The sequence below is a fragment of the Vibrio sp. B172a genome, from assembly GCF_030248355.1.
In the GTDB taxonomy this organism is placed as follows: domain Bacteria; phylum Pseudomonadota; class Gammaproteobacteria; order Enterobacterales; family Vibrionaceae; genus Vibrio; species Vibrio owensii.
This window is the reverse complement of sequence record NZ_JAHGAC010000003.1, coordinates 382,573-398,053: the sequence shown is the minus strand read 5'-3', so window position 1 is coordinate 398,053 and position 15,481 is coordinate 382,573. Positions and strand designations below refer to the sequence as shown.

Sequence of the window (15,481 nt, the reverse complement as noted above, 5' to 3'; positions counted from 1 at the left end):
GCGGAACATTCTAACAACCTTGAAGCGATAACAAAGAATTAACAAATGTTGGCAGCACATTTCTCTTGTGCCATTAATCAATTTGCGATTTGGGTCACTCACTCTTGGAGTCAAAAAATAAAAAGGCAGAGCGATTGCCCTGCCTTTGGCCGTATTGGAAGTTCTTTTGGTCTTACCTAATGCTGGATCAACTCACTTGATGCAGTTCGTATTTATGCAGCATCGCTTGTTGGTGGCCCGCGATGTCTGCGACTTGCTCCGAGCTTTCGACCATGGATTCTAATTGGAGTTTGGTGTGTTCACCTTGGTCAGAAATATGTGTAATGGATTGCGACACATCCGCCGTTGCTCGCTCTTGCTGTTCTGTCGCAACAGAGATCTGTTCGACACGCTGTTGGATATGCTGAACCGCTTCGTTAATGTCTGCGAATGCCGATTTCACTTCATCGCTCGACTGTAATGCGTAAGACATTTCCTCACGTGAGTCATTCACCGCTTTGCGTGATCGTTCTGCCGCTGCAACTAACTCATTCATCATTTCACGAATATTGGTGGTCTGTTGCGAAGTATCACTGGCTAACTTGCGAACCTCATCGGCGACTACCGCAAAACCTCGTCCTTGCTCTCCTGCACGCGCCGCTTCAATCGCCGCATTCAAAGCAAGTAAGTTGGTGTTATCAGCAATGCCACTGATCATATCCACCATCTCACGAATCTGTTTAACGCGTTGATCAAGCTCCATCATGGATTGTTCATTCATGTTGAGTGAGCTTTCTAGTGTCTCCAAACGCTGACGGTTTTGCTCCACCACAGCAACGCCCGTCACTGTGTGTTCCGTCGCTAAATGCGAATCTTCGGAAGAGGCATTCGTCACCGTCGCGATCTCTCTAATCGATGCCTCTAGTTGAGTAATGGTCGTCACCATGCTCGCCAGTGCTTCATTTTGAACCGTTAAGCTTTGATTTGTTTGTTCGGCCGCATCGTGGCTAATCTCAGCGGTTTGGTACAAGGTTTCGCAGTTACGCGTAACAGTGGAAATCGAATCGTGGGTTGAATCGATAACTTGGTTGAGTTTGCGTGCGACTTCTTTAAGTTCAAACGGGCCAATCTCTTGCGCTTTATCTCGGAAATCATGTTCCGTTAACGCGGAAAGACGAGTAAGGATGTTTTTCAATCCTCGATTAATCCAAGTGCGAAGGCCAAACCAAGTCACTAAAATGACGAGCGAGATAACGCCAGCGGCAGCAACAACCATCAAACTGACGTTTTGAATGGTACTGTGGACAATGGTTTCACGCTCATCAATCAGCGCAGAGGCGGAGTCAGATACTTGGTCGAGCAAATACATGGTTTCGTTTGAGAGCTGAGAGGCACGTTGAAACTCGACCTTTTGCTGTTCGCTCTGCTCAAGTTTCGCCAGAATCAAACGCAAAACCCCATCATCTTTGAAGCCTGCTTGTACCATCTCATAAGGCGCAGTTAGGCTGGCGAACTCTGTCACTTCCGGATGCCATTCTTTGAAGTCATCGTAAGCGAGGTTAATCCCAGCGATACGGTTTCGCATTTCTCTGTATTCTTGCTCCGCTTTCTCTAGCTCGGTTTGCATCATCATCACTAAGAAGGTGCTTTCCATCGAGCTTGCGGATGCAATGAAGCGATTTGCCGCATCACTCGATTCAGGGTTGTCATTGCTTAGAAACGAGCTGATACGGTTCATCTCTGGGCCAATCGAACTTAAGCCATATCGAAACCCGCCAACGGCCGAGTTAATGTCGCTTTGCATCTGAATCACTGCAGACTGTTTCGATAAAATGGAATTGGTGACTTGATGCAACTCAGCAACGTTTTCTTTGAGCATACTTGATAGGTGTTCAGCAACACCGGAAGTTTGCTCTATGAGCCCGTCACTTTGCTGCGCTAGCTCTTCAATTTGAGAAGTGATAAGAGGAAGTTCATTCGGATCGGTGATTTGCATTCCATAGTTCAGCAGTTTGACCTGCTCTAAAACGTTCCTTGTGAGTGTCGCATTTGCCATTGCCATGGGTAACGCTTTTTGAGACAACTCTTCAAATTGTTCGCCAATCTGTTCCATTCCTTTGAAACTTGAGACAGAAAGGGCTATAACAAGTGCGATGATAGTTAAAAATGTTGCACTGATAGTCTGAATCAGTGAAAGAGAAAGGCGTAAACGTTTGCGCTCTGTCATAATCAATTTATGTTCTTTCTTGGTTTTGAATCAACTTTCCGTTTATTCGTCACATAAGTGAGACAAAAACGTGATTTTCAGCCCATAGTAGGCATTGGTTATGACACTAATATTTCAGTTTTAAGTCATGGAGATGACCTGTGTACAAAGTACGTCGTATATTTTTCCCTTTAATAATCAGTACGCTACTTAGTGCGTGTTCTTCTGGCCCAGACCCAGAAACGCAAGTAAACGCCTCCCTTCCCGTCAACCAACTTCTGTCCGACAATCAGGACCTGTTTCAGTTTTTTAATGAATGGGAAGGCACGCCCTATCGTTTAGGCGGTACAAAAAAATCAGGCATAGACTGCTCCGCGTTTGTACAAAAAGCCTTTGTCGAGGCATACCAAATGTCATTGCCGCGAACAACGCGCCAACAGTCTAAGCAAGGTGTTGAGATGAGTTGGTCTGATGCGCAGCAAGGCGACTTGGTATTTTTTAAAACCAGAAGAAGCACATACCACGTGGGTATCTACTTGGGAAATAAGCAGTTTATGCACGCTTCCACATCGAAAGGTGTGATCATTTCAAGAATAGACAACCCGTATTGGGCATCGAAATTTTGGCAAGTAAGAAGAGTTACAATGTAACTCTTCTTTGAATAGGAATGACGAGAGATTGGAATCAGTCGTAGGTCGCGACAGCGGTATCAAACAAGTTCTTCACTAACGCGATGTATTCATCTAAAAAAGCGATCTGTTCATTGGTCGCTTTTTTCGTCCACACACCCGCTAGCACTTCACCCAAATCTTCTACTACCGCATCAGCTTCTTTTAGCAACTTAAAGCGCACACTTGAATGCAATTCTGGGTTTTGTTCGAATATCGCCATGATGTTCGACGCAACCATGTCAGTCACGACATCTTCAATGCTTTCTGATCCTGTGTCACCGATTTCAGACGTGAAAATATCTAAGTTAAGTGACAAGTGCTCGATTAGAGCGAGATATCCATCGGTTTCTACAACCACTGTTTTTCTCCGTTTAGTGCAAGCCTTCGAAGCTGAAAGCGAAATAGTTTCAATAGTAAGACATGCCGAGAAAATTTCATTAACTTATTTCATATTAATAAGCATTGATGCGTTAACTGAATGGTTTTCAACCAATTAGGTTAGTCATCTTCATGACAACAGGTTTGGTTTCGTCCATTTTCTTTAGCGCGATATAACGCAGCATCGGCACTCTTAAGCCATTGTGTGTGACTCTCAAAGTACGATTTATACTCGCAAACGCCGATACTTATCGTGTAGTTAATCAAAAAGTCTTCAACTTTCACGATTTCTTGCTCGATTCGCTTTCTTAAACGCTCTGCAAAATAGCTCGCCTGTTCTTGATTGGTGTGTGGCAGTAAAACAGTAAACTCTTCCCCACCGAAACGCCCGCAAATATCACTGCTGCGTGCTGTTTTGCGCAATAGGCTGGATGTACGACGAATCACTTCATCGCCAGTATGGTGGCCATAGGTGTCGTTGACCTTTTTAAAGTGGTCAATATCAAAGATTACCAACGAACTTGCCCCTTCAATGACTTTGAGTTGAGCAAACTCTTCTTTCAATGACTGCTCCCAGTACGCACGGTTAAACAATCCTGTGAGGCCATCTTTGCGACTGATTTCAGAAAGGTGCTGGTTAGTTTCTCTCAAATGAATACGGTTTCGCGCGGTTTCTGAGACATCGTTGATTTGAATCGCAATGTGGCTCACTTCACCTGAGAGGGAGCGCAATGGCGTGATCACAATGTCTTGGAACATCAAGTTGCTGCTGTTTGAAACCGGTGAGAAGTTGTTGAACTTAAAAAGATATGGTCGGTTTTCCCAGCTAGAGAATGAACGCGTCTCTAAATCCGCCGACGTTTTCAGCTTGGTCTCTAACCATGTTCGGGGGAGATCTTCAAAGTGATCAAATAAGCATTCACCCAAGATGTTTTGCGACAGGATACCGCTGTACGACTGCATGAAACTGTTCCACACACAGACTTTATACTCTTGGTCGAGTACGATAAGTCCAGAGTCCATGGTATCCAGAATTTGGGTAACCCAGTGAAAGTCTGCTATGTCCAGCGTGATTTCGGACATTAGATTAACTCCATGATTTCATAGATGATTTCTACGGATGATTTATCTATCAAAAACAGAACTTCACACTCAAAGTCGAGTGCCTCTGCCATGTAGGTGTATTCGATGGTAAAGAGTTGGCCAGCTTCGCCCTTTTCTTCACTGAAAGGCGTAATGGTTTCAATGATACCTGGCTGACGCAGAGAGAATTGCTTATCCAGTTGGTTACCTAAAGACGTTAGGAAAGAAGAAACCAACAAGTTAGACACGTTTAAGATGATTTCATTGTGTGGCGTAAACTCTAATAAGTACCCCAACCGCTCACCGATTTGGTTGATGTCTTTACCGCGCAAACAAACCAGTGCTTCACCGTGGATACCACCACCAACAAATCGCTGGGCAACCGCCACAGAACTCTCACGCCCAATCACATCCACCAGCGTCATATGAAGCTCGCCATAAGAAAGCGGCCCAACATGAGGCACAGGAAGTTGAATAAATTCTCGCAAATGATCCGCCATGATTGCCGCGCCTTTACCTAGCGCAATATTGGCCACCTCACGGAACTTAGACAACGGGGTAATTTCTATGTTTGGCGTTGGTTCAATTTCAACACTAGAACTGAAGGCGTAATGCAACCCCAGACTTTCATACAAAGGAACGACTTGTTCTTCAGAGAGTGGTTTTGCAATAAAGTCTATTGCACCAAGATCTAAACAACGTTGTTTGGCTTCTTGCTGGACGTCACCCGAAACGATGACAATCTTGGTTTGATGTTGGCTAACAGGCAGAGACTCTAGTACCTCGAATCCGTCCATTATTGGCATCGTCAAATCGAGAAACAAAACGTCAATATTTTGTTCCGCTAGGATTTTCAGCGCCTCGTGACCATCTTGGGCTTCGAGAAGGTGCAATGATGTATCTTGTACGATGGATCGGGAAATCAACTTTCGTGCGACTGCCGAATCATCACAAATCAGTATTTTCATGCCACCAATGGAACTAAAGTCAAAAAAATTATAATACTCGTTGTATCTCAATAGCTCCATATGTTAAGTCGATAAATCATAGAGTTATAGGCGACATGATTCACACTTATGCACATTTTTCACTATGACCGACGTATTTATTGTCGAAGTTTGCTCAAGTGCGCGTCAATCTTCCGCCGTTTATCCTAAACTATTGTTGGTCAAATAGATGAGCGAGGTTTTGTATGTGGCAAGCAATATCGCAACAGCTTTCTGATACCTTAATGTTTGAATATCAAATCACCGAGAAAGTGAAACTTTCAGGCGGCGACATTAGCGAAAGCTATATGATCAATGACGGAGAGCAACGCTATTTCGTCAAACTTAATGATCGGGATTTCTTAGCCAAGTTTGAAGTAGAAGCGGAAAGCCTTCACCTTTTGCGTGAAACCTCTACTCTATTTGTCCCTGAAGTCGTTTTAGTCGGTAAAACTAAAACGCACTCCTTTATTATTCTTAATTACCTCCCAACCAAACCGCTTGAAGATGCCAGCAATAGCTTTAAGTTTGGCCAACAATTGGCTCGCCTTCACTTATGGGGTGAACAAAAAGAGTTCGGTTTCGACAGCGATAATTATATCGGGTCGACACTTCAGCCAAATCAATGGCACAAGAAATGGTGCGTCTTCTTCGCTGAGCAGCGCATCGGATGGCAATTACAATTGCTGAAAGAAAAAGGCGTATCTTTGGTTGATATCGATGACTTTATTGACGTCGTGAAACAGCTTTTAGCAAATCACTCACCTCAGCCTTCTCTTTTGCATGGTGACCTTTGGAATGGAAACGTTGCACTGACCCCAGCAGGGCCTATTAGTTTTGACCCAGCCTGTTACTGGGGAGACCGAGAATGTGACCTAGCTATGACCGAGTTATTTGGAGGCTTCCAACCTGATTTTTATCAAGGATATGAATCAGTTGCACCACTTTTGGTTGGCTATGAAGAACGTAAAGATATCTATAACCTCTATCATGTTCTTAACCATTGCAACCTGTTTGGCGGACATTATCTGGAGCAAGCGCAATCGATAATTAAGAAGATAATTTCTTATTGATTTGGAAGGAAAAGATCATTGCTGAGTGTAAATTTTCGACGCATATCACTCTAGAGAAAGACCCCAAGCCCAACGTTGGGTTTGGGGTCAACTTTTGTACTTATTTCGACTCAATTAGCAACAAGAGCACCTAATATTCTAAGTAACTCGGCTTACGTTGTATCTCTAACCCTAAGAGACAAGCGAGTAAATAAGGGCTGTATTTTCTCTACAATAAAGTATTAAAAGCCCTGCAATACTAGGAGTTTTTGTATGCAAAATTACACTGAAAGACATGTGAAATGTCCCCACTGTGGGCACTCAATCGGCATCACTCTCGATGCAAGTAATGGTAACCAAGAGTTCTATGATGACTGTCCGGCTTGTTGTCATGCGATTCACCTCAACATGAAAGTTGATGAGTTGCAGCAAAAGGTCGAATTGTTCATCGACGACAACTACGAGTAGGAACTCACATCCCCCCCTAAAAACAGAAGAAACAAAAAAGGAGCCCCAAGTGCTCCTTTATTATTTTTACCCTGTTACTTTTGCCTAGTTAAACGGAGTTAGCTATTCCTTGCAGAACTACAGCTGCTTCGCTGCCAATACACGTTCTACCGTATCAACGATGGCTTGTGTTTGTGGATCGAATTCTACGTTGATTTTTTCACCCACTTGGCGACGACCAAATAAGGTTCTTTCGAGCGTTTCCGGAATTAAGTGTACTGAGAAACGGTTGTCTTCGACTTCACCAATGGTCAGTGAGCATCCATCTAAGCCAATGTAGCCTTTAGCAAGCACGTACTTCATCGACTCTTCTGGCAGCGTAAACCAAATGGTGCGATTGTTTGGCGTATCAATGACTTCTGCAATTTCTGCCATCAAGCTAATGTGACCAGACATGCTGTGGCCGCCAATCTCATCTCCGAATTTTGCTGCGCGTTCAATGTTGACGCTGTCGCCTTCTACCAATTCGCCTAGGTTGGTCAGCGCAAGTGTCGCTTGCATTAGGTCAAAGCTGATTTGCGATCCTTCGATTTTCGTTACGGTGAGGCAACAACCGTTGTGCGCGACAGACGCACCAATTTCAAGACCTTCACTTAATGCGCCTTCCAGTTCAACAACGTGAGTTTGAAAGCGATCTTTCTTGTCGATATGAACGACTTTAGCCGTACCCTGAACGATTCCTGTAAACATTCTTTTTACCTATTTGTTAGAAGCGACTGATAGCCAAGCTAAACGTCCGCTGAGTGTTTTTACAATCGTCTATCAATTAACCAGAAATCCACATCTTGTGGGTATGGTATCTGAGCATACAATTGTTTATCATCTGCGCGGAGTTCCACCGAGGCATTTTTTCACCTTATAGTGACTAAAATCAACCATCAGATCAGTTCATCACATCTTTTGTCCTCGAGCACTCTCTTTCGATTCAAATTATTTCTTTTACAATATATTGTTCCGCTCTGGAGTATTTCGTGCATCGCTATAAAGAAGAAGCATCGAGTCTTATTAAATTAGCTACCCCTGTGTTGATCGCTTCTGTCGCGCAAACGGGGATGGGCTTTGTCGATACCGTAATGGCAGGTGGCGTCAGCGCGACCGACATGGCGGCGGTATCTGTGGCTGCAAGTATCTGGCTTCCATCAATTCTATTTGGTGTGGGTTTATTGATGGCGCTTGTACCAGTGGTTGCTCAGCTCAACGGTTCAGGTCGCCGCGTTAAAATCCCATTCGAGATCCAACAAGGCATTGTGCTTGCCCTACTGATCAGCATTCCAATCATCGGAGTGTTATTCCAAACCCAGTTCATTCTTGGGTTAATGGATGTCGAGGCAGCAATGACAGAGAAAACCATTGGCTATATCCATGCGGTTATTTTTGCTGTACCAGCATTCTTGTTATTCCAAACTTTACGCAGCTTTACTGATGGTATGTCGCTAACGAAACCTGCGATGTTCATCGGCTTTATCGGCTTGATGCTCAACATCCCACTTAACTGGATTTTCGTTTACGGTAAATTCGGCGCACCTGCACTAGGCGGTGTGGGCTGTGGTGTTGCAACCGCGATCGTCTACTGGGTGATGTTTGGCTTACTGCTTCTTTACGTAACCACTTCTGCACGACTAAAAAGCATCAACCTGTTTGGCGAGTTCCACAAGCCTCAACTTAAGGCTCAAATTCGTCTATTCAAACTAGGCTTCCCTGTCGCTGCAGCGTTGTTCTTTGAAGTGACGTTGTTCGCAGTGGTTGCGCTTTTGGTCTCTCCACTTGGTTCGATCATTGTTGCCGCGCACCAAGTTGCAATTAACTTCTCTTCACTTGTTTTCATGCTACCAATGAGTGTGGGTGCGGCAGTGAGTATCCGCGTTGGTCACCGTTTGGGTGAAGAAAACGTTGATGGCGCACGTGTTGCTTCTCGCGTAGGTGTGATGGTTGGTCTTGCTCTTGCGATGATGACGGCAATTCTAACTGTTGTGTTCCGTGAGCAAATTGCCCTGCTTTACACCAATAACCCTGAAGTTATCGAACTGGCAATGGTGCTACTGCTGTTTGCAGCAATTTACCAATGTACCGATGCGGTACAAGTTATTGCGGCAGGTGCTCTGCGCGGTTACAAAGACATGCGCGCGATCTTCAACCGTACCTTTATTGCGTACTGGTTACTTGGTCTGCCAATCGGCTACGTATTAGGTCGTACAGACTGGATTGTTGAGCCTATGGGCGCACAAGGCTTCTGGCTAGGCTTCATCATTGGTCTATCGTCGGCAGCGTTCCTACTAGGTATTCGCTTGCGTTGGATGCACCGCCAAGACCCTGAAGTGCAGTTGAATTTCTCTCAGCAGTAATTCAAACTTCGACTACCAAATTTTAAAGCCAGCGAACGCTGGCTTTTTTGATCTCTCTTGCGTGTCACAAAGTATACTTATCTAAGTGATTAAAAAGGAAATGCTGTGAGAAGTTCACTTGTTGCTACGGCGCTTTTATTATCGACAAGCTTACTCACTGGGTGTAACGAATGGTTTAACCCAGAGAAAGCGGTATTCGAAAAATACAATCAGCGCTTGGCTAACGTGTTAGACACATCAGAATCTGATCTAGAGGCTTCTCCTGCTGTCACTGTTCCTGAGAAAAGAGAACTTTTTCAAGAGCTCCCTCGCCTGTCACTTGGCCTACTAGAAAGCTATCAATTGCGTCAATGTGGTCTATTCAACTTGCTCGCAGAAAAGAACTCGCAACTAGGTAAGGTTCAAGACGCCTTTTACGATTTCGACTATCAAACCAATCTGCTCAGAACGCTGAATGGATGCTTGAGCGATTACCCATTGAGTGACGAAGAAAGCACAAAACTTAACGGATTGTACGATCAGAAATGGCATCATCTAAGCGTACATCTCGACAATATGTTGCTGACTAGCGATGCCATGCGCAAGCAATTAACCGGGTCTGAATGGTTGCCGATGGAGAGCAAAGACCAAGTCGCCCACGTACGAGACGCTTTCCTTGCTTTAGATGAAATATACCAAACGCCCTATCGCACCCTTTCTCGCTTACCCGACGTAACCATAGTGAACTATCAAGAAGAGATTGAAAAAACACGTCTCGTTGGACGACTGTATTACACCTTGATTGATGCGACCCATTGGCTAGAACAAACCACACAAATGCTCGAAGCAAACCAAGACAAAATTATTTGTGGTGCTAACCGAGACACCACGCAGTTTCGCTATTTGAGAAACGTATTTCAGTCGATTTATGTCGGCGAGGTACAACCTTACATGGCGTTTGTCGACAGTACTTATCAGCAGCTCGATGGCGGGATTAACTTAGTCGAACAAAGAATGGCCGCACATGGTGCAAATTACGGTATTGAAAAAGCACATGACCAATTTCGACAAAAGACATTGGAGCATGTGCAATTCTGGAAAGACTTATTTAAGCGCTGCGGTGTGAGTGTTGGCAATCAGTAGCTTCGATTTATTGAGGAACTCGCTCTCTTAAGAATCGGGCAAATCGTGGTTTTCCATTATGGGTATAGCCATTAAAGCGAAACGTGATTGTTGAGCCGATTCGTGGCGGAGACTTTCTTACATCATCGGTAAAGCCACTGCCAATGTAAAACTCTGTGCCATTGCTCAAACGCACCAGCAGCGCTCCCATCATTCCCAGTAAACGTCCCGTCCCGGGTTTGTAACCGACCACTAAGGCTTCTGCATCTTCAAAACGTTTGAGCTTGAGTAAATCACTGCCTCTTCCTGCCTGATAACGGCTTGATACCTTTCTCAACATGACACCTTCACCGTCAGATTGCGAAATTTGGTCGAGTTGTTCGAACAAATGTTTCTCATCTTGAATTGCACGATGCTCAACGTACTTAATGTGAGGCGCGTCAATCGCAAACACTAGGTCCTGAATGTTGTAGTACCGTTTTCTGTAATCACCCGCCGAATAAGGCATATCAAACAGCATGAAGTCGATTCTTTGCCAAGCACTGTCTACCGGTGTTCTGTCTAAAACCGTCTGCTGAACAAGATGGAAGTTACCTCGCCCTGCCCACAATTCGCCATCTAAAGGATAATCAGGTAACACTCGGATAAACCAATCTGGCGCGTAGATGCGATTTCCATTTCGCGTCACTAGATGTTGTCCCGTCCAGTACGCCCGAATGCCATCAAGCTTTTCGCTATACCAGTATTGGGATACGTCTATTCCGTCTTGATAGGAATCGGCAAGTGAAACAGGTGGTAGTAAGTTGGGATCAGCTTGAGGCTGGGCGGAAGCTATTACAGCGAGGGCAATCAATGTCATTCTTAATGGCATGCGGGAACCTTGTACGAAAAAGCACCTCTATTGAACCGTACCTCTCTGTAAACGCCTAACCCACATTTTACGTTCTACGACTCAACGCAATACTCATAAGCAAATAAGTGCAACTGCATACATAAAGATCAGATCAGATTAGCATTTATAAACCCCTAAAACGATTCACTTTTTTGATTCTCATATTGAGAAAAACCAGATTCTCAATATGAAACATCGCTCTACACTTATTTAATGCTATGTAATTAAAGGATTTTTTATTTGGCACGTTCCCTGCTCTATCCAAATCAGGAAATCGAATAAATGGAGAAAGCATCATGGAACTACGTAAACTTGAAACTACCCCAAACACGCTAACTATCGAATTTTTTGGTGACCTAGATGCAAAAGGCTGCCGTCAAGCACAACATCAAATTGATGAGGTGATTCACAGTGACGATCACAAGGAAGTAGAAATCAATCTGCAACACGTCCAATTTCTTGATTCTTCAGGGATTGGTGCCATTGTTTATCTATATAAGCGCCTAGTTGAACGTGAGCGTAGCATGATTATTGAAAACGTATCGGGACAGCCATTGGAGATCATGAGCCTGTTACGCATCAATCACGCTATCCCGGTCAATTCAAAAGGTCATTAAAAAAATACCGGTTAATACGGAGGTTGGCATGGTGAATCTTTTACGACAAAATGTGTTTTGTAGTCTCGTTGTCGGCATGTTTGGTTGCTCAACGTTTAACTACCCTGATCATGGTAAGGGTGGCATGGCTGAAAGCTACCAAGATATTTCTATCGAGAATTATCAGTTTTCACCAGTGATGCCCGACGAGCCTCTTGGCCCTGAGCATGGTTTACGTTTCGATTGGCAGTTAACCAAGCTGCACTTGGATGCTTTGATTCAAGAAGGCGCGCGCTGGTGTTTTCCTGCTGCTGTTGTGCAGGCACTTGAGAAACAAAACCGTATCGCTCGTGAGTTGGAAGGTGGACTACTTCTTGATGCAGCTAACGACATCGTGATTCAACGCCGACGCCTTAACCAGCTTGAGCAACAACTCGATTACGTATTATCGCAAACTACGTGTAAACCACCGCAAGACATAGAAGCATTGCGCAGTGACCTAAACATCGTTGCGGACATCTATGACCTTCTGAATGTAGACAACCAATTCGCCGTCGACTCTGCGGAGATCAACCCAAAGTACATGGGACATCTTGCTGAGGCGGCTTATATCCTTCGTGACCATCCATCTTTATCTCTGGTCGTAACCGGACATGCAGACGCAACGGGCACACCGGAATACAACCAAAAATTAGCTCAAGACCGAGCTGAGCAAGTTAAGCGTTACTTGAACGTATTCGGCATCACCTCTGACCGCGTGCAAACCAAATCTGTGGGGGAAACACTGCCTCTTTACGAAGGGCAAACACCAGCGGTTCGTTTGACCAATCGCCGCGTGAGCATCGAAGTCCTCAACGCTAATTCAGACACAAGCACAGAAATGGGAGGCGCACTATGAGAATCCTCAAAGCTATCACCACCCTACTTATGCTGTGCTTAATCACCATCAATACGGCATGGGCAGCGGAAGATGATGTGGTTAAAGTCGGCGACTTGGTACAAATCAACCTACCCGGTGAAGCATCTCTGAATAAAGGTTTCCAAGTTGATAAACGTGGTCGCATCAATCTGCCAGAAATCGGTCCGGTTTTTGTTGCGGGTTACAACGAGGCTCAGCTTCAAAATGTCATCACCGATAACCTTAAAACTGTGTTCCGCGATGTAAGTAACGCTCGAGTGTTCATCAAACAACAACAACTTTTGATTTCAGTACAGGGTTACGTAGTCAAGCCGGGCGAATATACACTTCCATCTGGCTCTAATATTCAGATGTTTCTTTACGAAGCTGGCGGCCTACGTGCTGGTGCTCAGCTTGATAAGATCATCGTAAAGCGTGGCAACAAGAACATTGAGTTCGACTACAAACGCTTTCTCGATACCGGTGACGACTCAAAACTGCCAACTCTAGAATCATTGGACGTTCTTTTCGTCCCTGCTTCACCATTGGTCGGTAATATTGAACAAGAATTCGATGCAGCAAAACTGGCAAACTCGGGCGACAGTGCCGATTCTGTCCGCGCAATTAAAGTGTTTGGTGAAGTAAACGCACCGGGCTCATTTACCTACAAACCCAACACGACACTTGTCGATGTGGTCATGCGCGCTGGCGGTGTTACCCGTTACGCTAGTGTGGAACAAATCCGCGTTATCACCAACAACACACCGATTATGTTTAACCTTAAGCGCTACCTAGATACAGGTGACCAGAGCTTGCTGCCTGAGATCCTACCGGGTGCAACCATCTTTGTGCCAAAGCAGGAAGAAGAAATTAAAGCGGGCGCGAACGTGGTTTACGTGATGGGTGAAGTGGCTCACCCTGGTGCCTACGAAGGCAAAAAAGGTGCGAGCTTTATGGACATTCTTGCTAACGCAGGTGGTCCAACGCGTTTCGCAGAATCTCGCCAAATCCGCGTTATCAAAGCGGATGGTGGTGTCATCAATTTCGACTTAACCGCTCACACTGAAGGACTGTCTAAACAAAAAGTACCGACGGTTGGCCCGGGTGACGCTATCTTCGTCCCTGAAAAAACCGACATGAATGAAAAGTCATGGTTGAAGGTTGCACCAAGTCGTGCGGTCGCTGTAATGGGTGAAGTCGTTCGCCCGGGTCGTATCGAATGGTCAGACGAAATGGACTTGATCGATTTGATTGCTCATGTGGGCGGCCCTACTCGCCGTGCGGACACCAGTAAGATTGAAATCTCCAACAACGGTAAAGTCACCAAGTTTGATTTGGATAAATACATCCTACAAGGCTCACCACATTCTAAGTTGCCAAGGGTTTCCGCTGGCACAGTGGTTCGTGTTCATGCGCTACCAGACGATCCATCAGACAACAAATCACAGTGGGTCAGCCAAAGCTCTGATGCATCAATTTATGTGTTCGGTCAGATCAACGCGCCGGGTCGTTACCGCTTTACTAAAGAGATGCATTTCCTAGATATCTTGTCTGCGGCTGATGGCCCAACCAAAGATGCTGATATTCATAACATCCGAGTGACGCATCGTGGTTTAGGTTACGCAAAAGTGAGCAAACTTAACCTGTCGCTTTACTTTGAAACTGGCGATGAATCGATTCTGCCAGATGTGCGCCCTGGCGATACCATTTACATTCCAGAAAAAGACAAGAACTGGCTTGATCGTTCTAAAGAATCCACAGTTCGCGTACTAGGTGAAGTACATGCACCGGGTCGCTATGTCTTCAATGACAACATGACCATCCTTGACCTGCTTGCTGAAGCTGGTGGACCGAGTGACAGTGCTTACGTTGAGAAGATCAGTGTGGTTAACATGTCTTGCTGCCAAGGTCAGGCGCGTGTGTTTAACTTGGTTGAATTCAGCAAAACCGCCAACATATACGACCTGCCCGTGATTCGTGCCGGTGATACGATTTATGTTCCGCATAAAGACGAAAGTTTTGCTGAGAAAGCCCGTGCTGGTTTACGTGACTTGCTACAAATCACCACCACCATAGTGTTAATAGGAGCGCTGTAATGACTATTCCTGCAACACATGCTGAGATTGAGCAGATCTATCTTCAAAGCGAACTCAAGGGCTACAGGTCAATTAGTGTCGTGGCTTGTCAGTCTGAAGATGGGGTTACGTCTGTGGCTTCTGCACTGGCAGAACGCTTGATTCTTGCAGGTCATAAGACACTTTATGTCGACCTGAACCTGTTCAAGCCCGCTTACAGCACGGTTCATGCTTTTGAAGAAGAACCGGAAGAAGTCGGACAATTGATATCTCGTGAGGAAGACCATCAAACGCTGGTCGGGTTAACCGTCCCTTCCCTTGCGAGCACACAACTTGCCTATCGCGACCCAACCATGTTGCGAAAGGCGGTCGATAAGTGGCTTGAGCAATACGACCGAGTGGTAATTGACACTTCACCGCTACTGAGCATGAACCGCAGCAACATTCCTGCCCAAGTCGTTGCAGGCGTTTGCGATACTTGCGTACTGGTTGCCAGCTACGGCTCAACCACCACAAGCCAAATCGACCAAGCTAAAAAGCTATTAGAAACCAGCAATGCCAATCTGCTAGGCGCTGTACTCAACATGAAGCACAACGCAGGTTTAAAAGACGAACTGATTCGTCAGGTGAAAAAACTGCGCTTTTTGCCAGAGAAGCTGAAAGCGAAAATATCGAAACAAATAAAGAACAGCGAATTATTTACCTTATAGGGAGC

Annotated in this window: 15 protein-coding genes; 9 read left to right on the top strand and 6 right to left on the bottom strand. The window is 45.2% G+C overall.

Annotation, left to right across the window (positions count from 1 at the left end; translation table 11 throughout):
- Positions 1-187: 187 nt before the first annotated feature.
- Positions 188-2,206 (bottom strand): methyl-accepting chemotaxis protein, encoded by a 2,019-nt coding sequence (locus KIT90_RS05375; protein ID WP_285375853.1) that lies wholly within the window; start codon positions 2,204-2,206, stop codon positions 188-190.
- Positions 2,207-2,346: 140 nt separating this feature from the next.
- Between KIT90_RS05375 and KIT90_RS05370 the strand changes: the two genes are divergently transcribed.
- Positions 2,347-2,835 (top strand): NlpC/P60 family protein, encoded by a 489-nt coding sequence (locus KIT90_RS05370; RefSeq protein ID WP_009706073.1) that lies wholly within the window; start codon positions 2,347-2,349, stop codon positions 2,833-2,835.
- Positions 2,836-2,869: 34 nt separating this feature from the next.
- Here KIT90_RS05370 and KIT90_RS05365 read toward each other — a convergent pair whose 3' ends face one another.
- From KIT90_RS05365 to KIT90_RS05355, 3 genes are all read right to left on the bottom strand, one after another.
- The gene (locus KIT90_RS05365; protein ID WP_005427720.1) at positions 2,870-3,214 is read right to left on the bottom strand and encodes a DUF3802 family protein; all 345 of its coding nucleotides are present in this window, start codon (positions 3,212-3,214) and stop codon (positions 2,870-2,872) included.
- A 140-nt stretch (positions 3,215-3,354) separates the two neighbouring features.
- Positions 3,355-4,317, bottom strand: coding sequence for a GGDEF domain-containing protein (locus KIT90_RS05360; protein WP_009706072.1), 963 nt, complete (start codon positions 4,315-4,317; stop codon positions 3,355-3,357).
- Complete coding sequence (locus tag KIT90_RS05355) at positions 4,317-5,285, bottom strand: response regulator (RefSeq protein WP_285375754.1); 969 nt, start codon at positions 5,283-5,285, stop codon at positions 4,317-4,319. Before KIT90_RS05355 ends, KIT90_RS05360 begins: the two co-directional genes overlap by 1 nt.
- Positions 5,286-5,509: 224 nt before the next feature.
- On the opposite strand from KIT90_RS05355, the gene KIT90_RS05350 reads away from it, so the two are divergent.
- Both KIT90_RS05350 and KIT90_RS05345 read left to right on the top strand, forming a co-directional pair.
- Positions 5,510-6,376, top strand: a complete 867-nt coding sequence (locus KIT90_RS05350; protein ID WP_285375752.1) for a fructosamine kinase family protein — start codon at positions 5,510-5,512, stop codon at positions 6,374-6,376.
- A gap of 252 nt (positions 6,377-6,628) precedes the next feature.
- Entirely contained in the window at positions 6,629-6,823 is a 195-nt protein-coding gene (locus KIT90_RS05345; protein ID WP_005427574.1) for a CPXCG motif-containing cysteine-rich protein, read from the top strand.
- A 117-nt stretch (positions 6,824-6,940) separates the two neighbouring features.
- Here KIT90_RS05345 and KIT90_RS05340 read toward each other — a convergent pair whose 3' ends face one another.
- A complete protein-coding gene (locus KIT90_RS05340) occupies positions 6,941-7,552 on the bottom strand; it encodes a riboflavin synthase subunit alpha (protein ID WP_285375751.1) in 612 nt (203 codons plus the stop codon).
- A gap of 281 nt (positions 7,553-7,833) precedes the next feature.
- On the opposite strand from KIT90_RS05340, the gene KIT90_RS05335 reads away from it, so the two are divergent.
- On the top strand, positions 7,834-9,204 hold the full coding sequence (locus KIT90_RS05335) for an MATE family efflux transporter (RefSeq protein WP_009706068.1): 1,371 nt from the start codon (positions 7,834-7,836) through the stop codon (positions 9,202-9,204).
- Between the two features lie 105 nt (positions 9,205-9,309).
- Positions 9,310-10,326: a DUF3080 domain-containing protein gene (locus KIT90_RS05330; protein ID WP_285375749.1), complete on the top strand. Its 1,017-nt coding sequence runs from the start codon at positions 9,310-9,312 to the stop codon at positions 10,324-10,326.
- A gap of 7 nt (positions 10,327-10,333) precedes the next feature.
- On the opposite strand, the gene KIT90_RS05325 is transcribed toward KIT90_RS05330, so the two are convergent.
- Positions 10,334-11,176, bottom strand: coding sequence for a DNA ligase (locus tag KIT90_RS05325; protein ID WP_005440958.1), 843 nt, complete (start codon positions 11,174-11,176; stop codon positions 10,334-10,336).
- A 317-nt stretch (positions 11,177-11,493) separates the two neighbouring features.
- Between KIT90_RS05325 and KIT90_RS05320 the strand changes: the two genes are divergently transcribed.
- From KIT90_RS05320 to KIT90_RS05305, 4 genes are read left to right on the top strand one after another with little or no spacing between them, the layout of a single operon-like run.
- On the top strand, positions 11,494-11,814 hold the full coding sequence (locus KIT90_RS05320) for an STAS domain-containing protein (protein WP_005440957.1): 321 nt from the start codon (positions 11,494-11,496) through the stop codon (positions 11,812-11,814).
- Positions 11,815-11,842: 28 nt separating this feature from the next.
- The gene (locus KIT90_RS05315) at positions 11,843-12,691 is read left to right on the top strand and encodes an OmpA family protein (protein ID WP_285375747.1); all 849 of its coding nucleotides are present in this window, start codon (positions 11,843-11,845) and stop codon (positions 12,689-12,691) included.
- A complete protein-coding gene (locus KIT90_RS05310; RefSeq protein ID WP_285375744.1) occupies positions 12,688-14,787 on the top strand; it encodes an SLBB domain-containing protein in 2,100 nt (699 codons plus the stop codon). Before KIT90_RS05315 ends, KIT90_RS05310 begins: the two co-directional genes overlap by 4 nt.
- Positions 14,787-15,476 carry an AAA family ATPase gene (locus KIT90_RS05305; protein WP_041055789.1) on the top strand — a complete coding sequence of 230 codons (690 nt, stop codon included), beginning with the start codon at positions 14,787-14,789 and terminating at the stop codon, positions 15,474-15,476. Before KIT90_RS05310 ends, KIT90_RS05305 begins: the two co-directional genes overlap by 1 nt.
- Positions 15,477-15,481 lie beyond the last annotated feature (5 nt).

What these genes read in the sequence shown, in the direction of transcription:
- KIT90_RS05375 (WP_285375853.1), bottom strand. Translation starts at nt 2,206, where the DNA reads ATGACAGAGCGCAAACGTTTACGCCTTTCTCTTTCACTGATTCAGACT.
- KIT90_RS05360 (WP_009706072.1), bottom strand. Translation starts at nt 4,317, where the DNA reads ATGTCCGAAATCACGCTGGACATAGCAGACTTTCACTGGGTTACCCAA.
- KIT90_RS05355 (WP_285375754.1), bottom strand. Translation starts at nt 5,285, where the DNA reads ATGAAAATACTGATTTGTGATGATTCGGCAGTCGCACGAAAGTTGATT.
- KIT90_RS05350 (WP_285375752.1), top strand. Translation starts at nt 5,510, where the DNA reads ATGTGGCAAGCAATATCGCAACAGCTTTCTGATACCTTAATGTTTGAA.
- KIT90_RS05345 (WP_005427574.1), top strand. Translation starts at nt 6,629, where the DNA reads ATGCAAAATTACACTGAAAGACATGTGAAATGTCCCCACTGTGGGCAC.
- KIT90_RS05340 (WP_285375751.1), bottom strand. Translation starts at nt 7,552, where the DNA reads ATGTTTACAGGAATCGTTCAGGGTACGGCTAAAGTCGTTCATATCGAC.
- KIT90_RS05325 (WP_005440958.1), bottom strand. Translation starts at nt 11,176, where the DNA reads ATGCCATTAAGAATGACATTGATTGCCCTCGCTGTAATAGCTTCCGCC.
- KIT90_RS05320 (WP_005440957.1), top strand. Translation starts at nt 11,494, where the DNA reads ATGGAACTACGTAAACTTGAAACTACCCCAAACACGCTAACTATCGAA.
- KIT90_RS05315 (WP_285375747.1), top strand. Translation starts at nt 11,843, where the DNA reads ATGGTGAATCTTTTACGACAAAATGTGTTTTGTAGTCTCGTTGTCGGC.
- KIT90_RS05310 (WP_285375744.1), top strand. Translation starts at nt 12,688, where the DNA reads ATGAGAATCCTCAAAGCTATCACCACCCTACTTATGCTGTGCTTAATC.
- KIT90_RS05305 (WP_041055789.1), top strand. Translation starts at nt 14,787, where the DNA reads ATGACTATTCCTGCAACACATGCTGAGATTGAGCAGATCTATCTTCAA.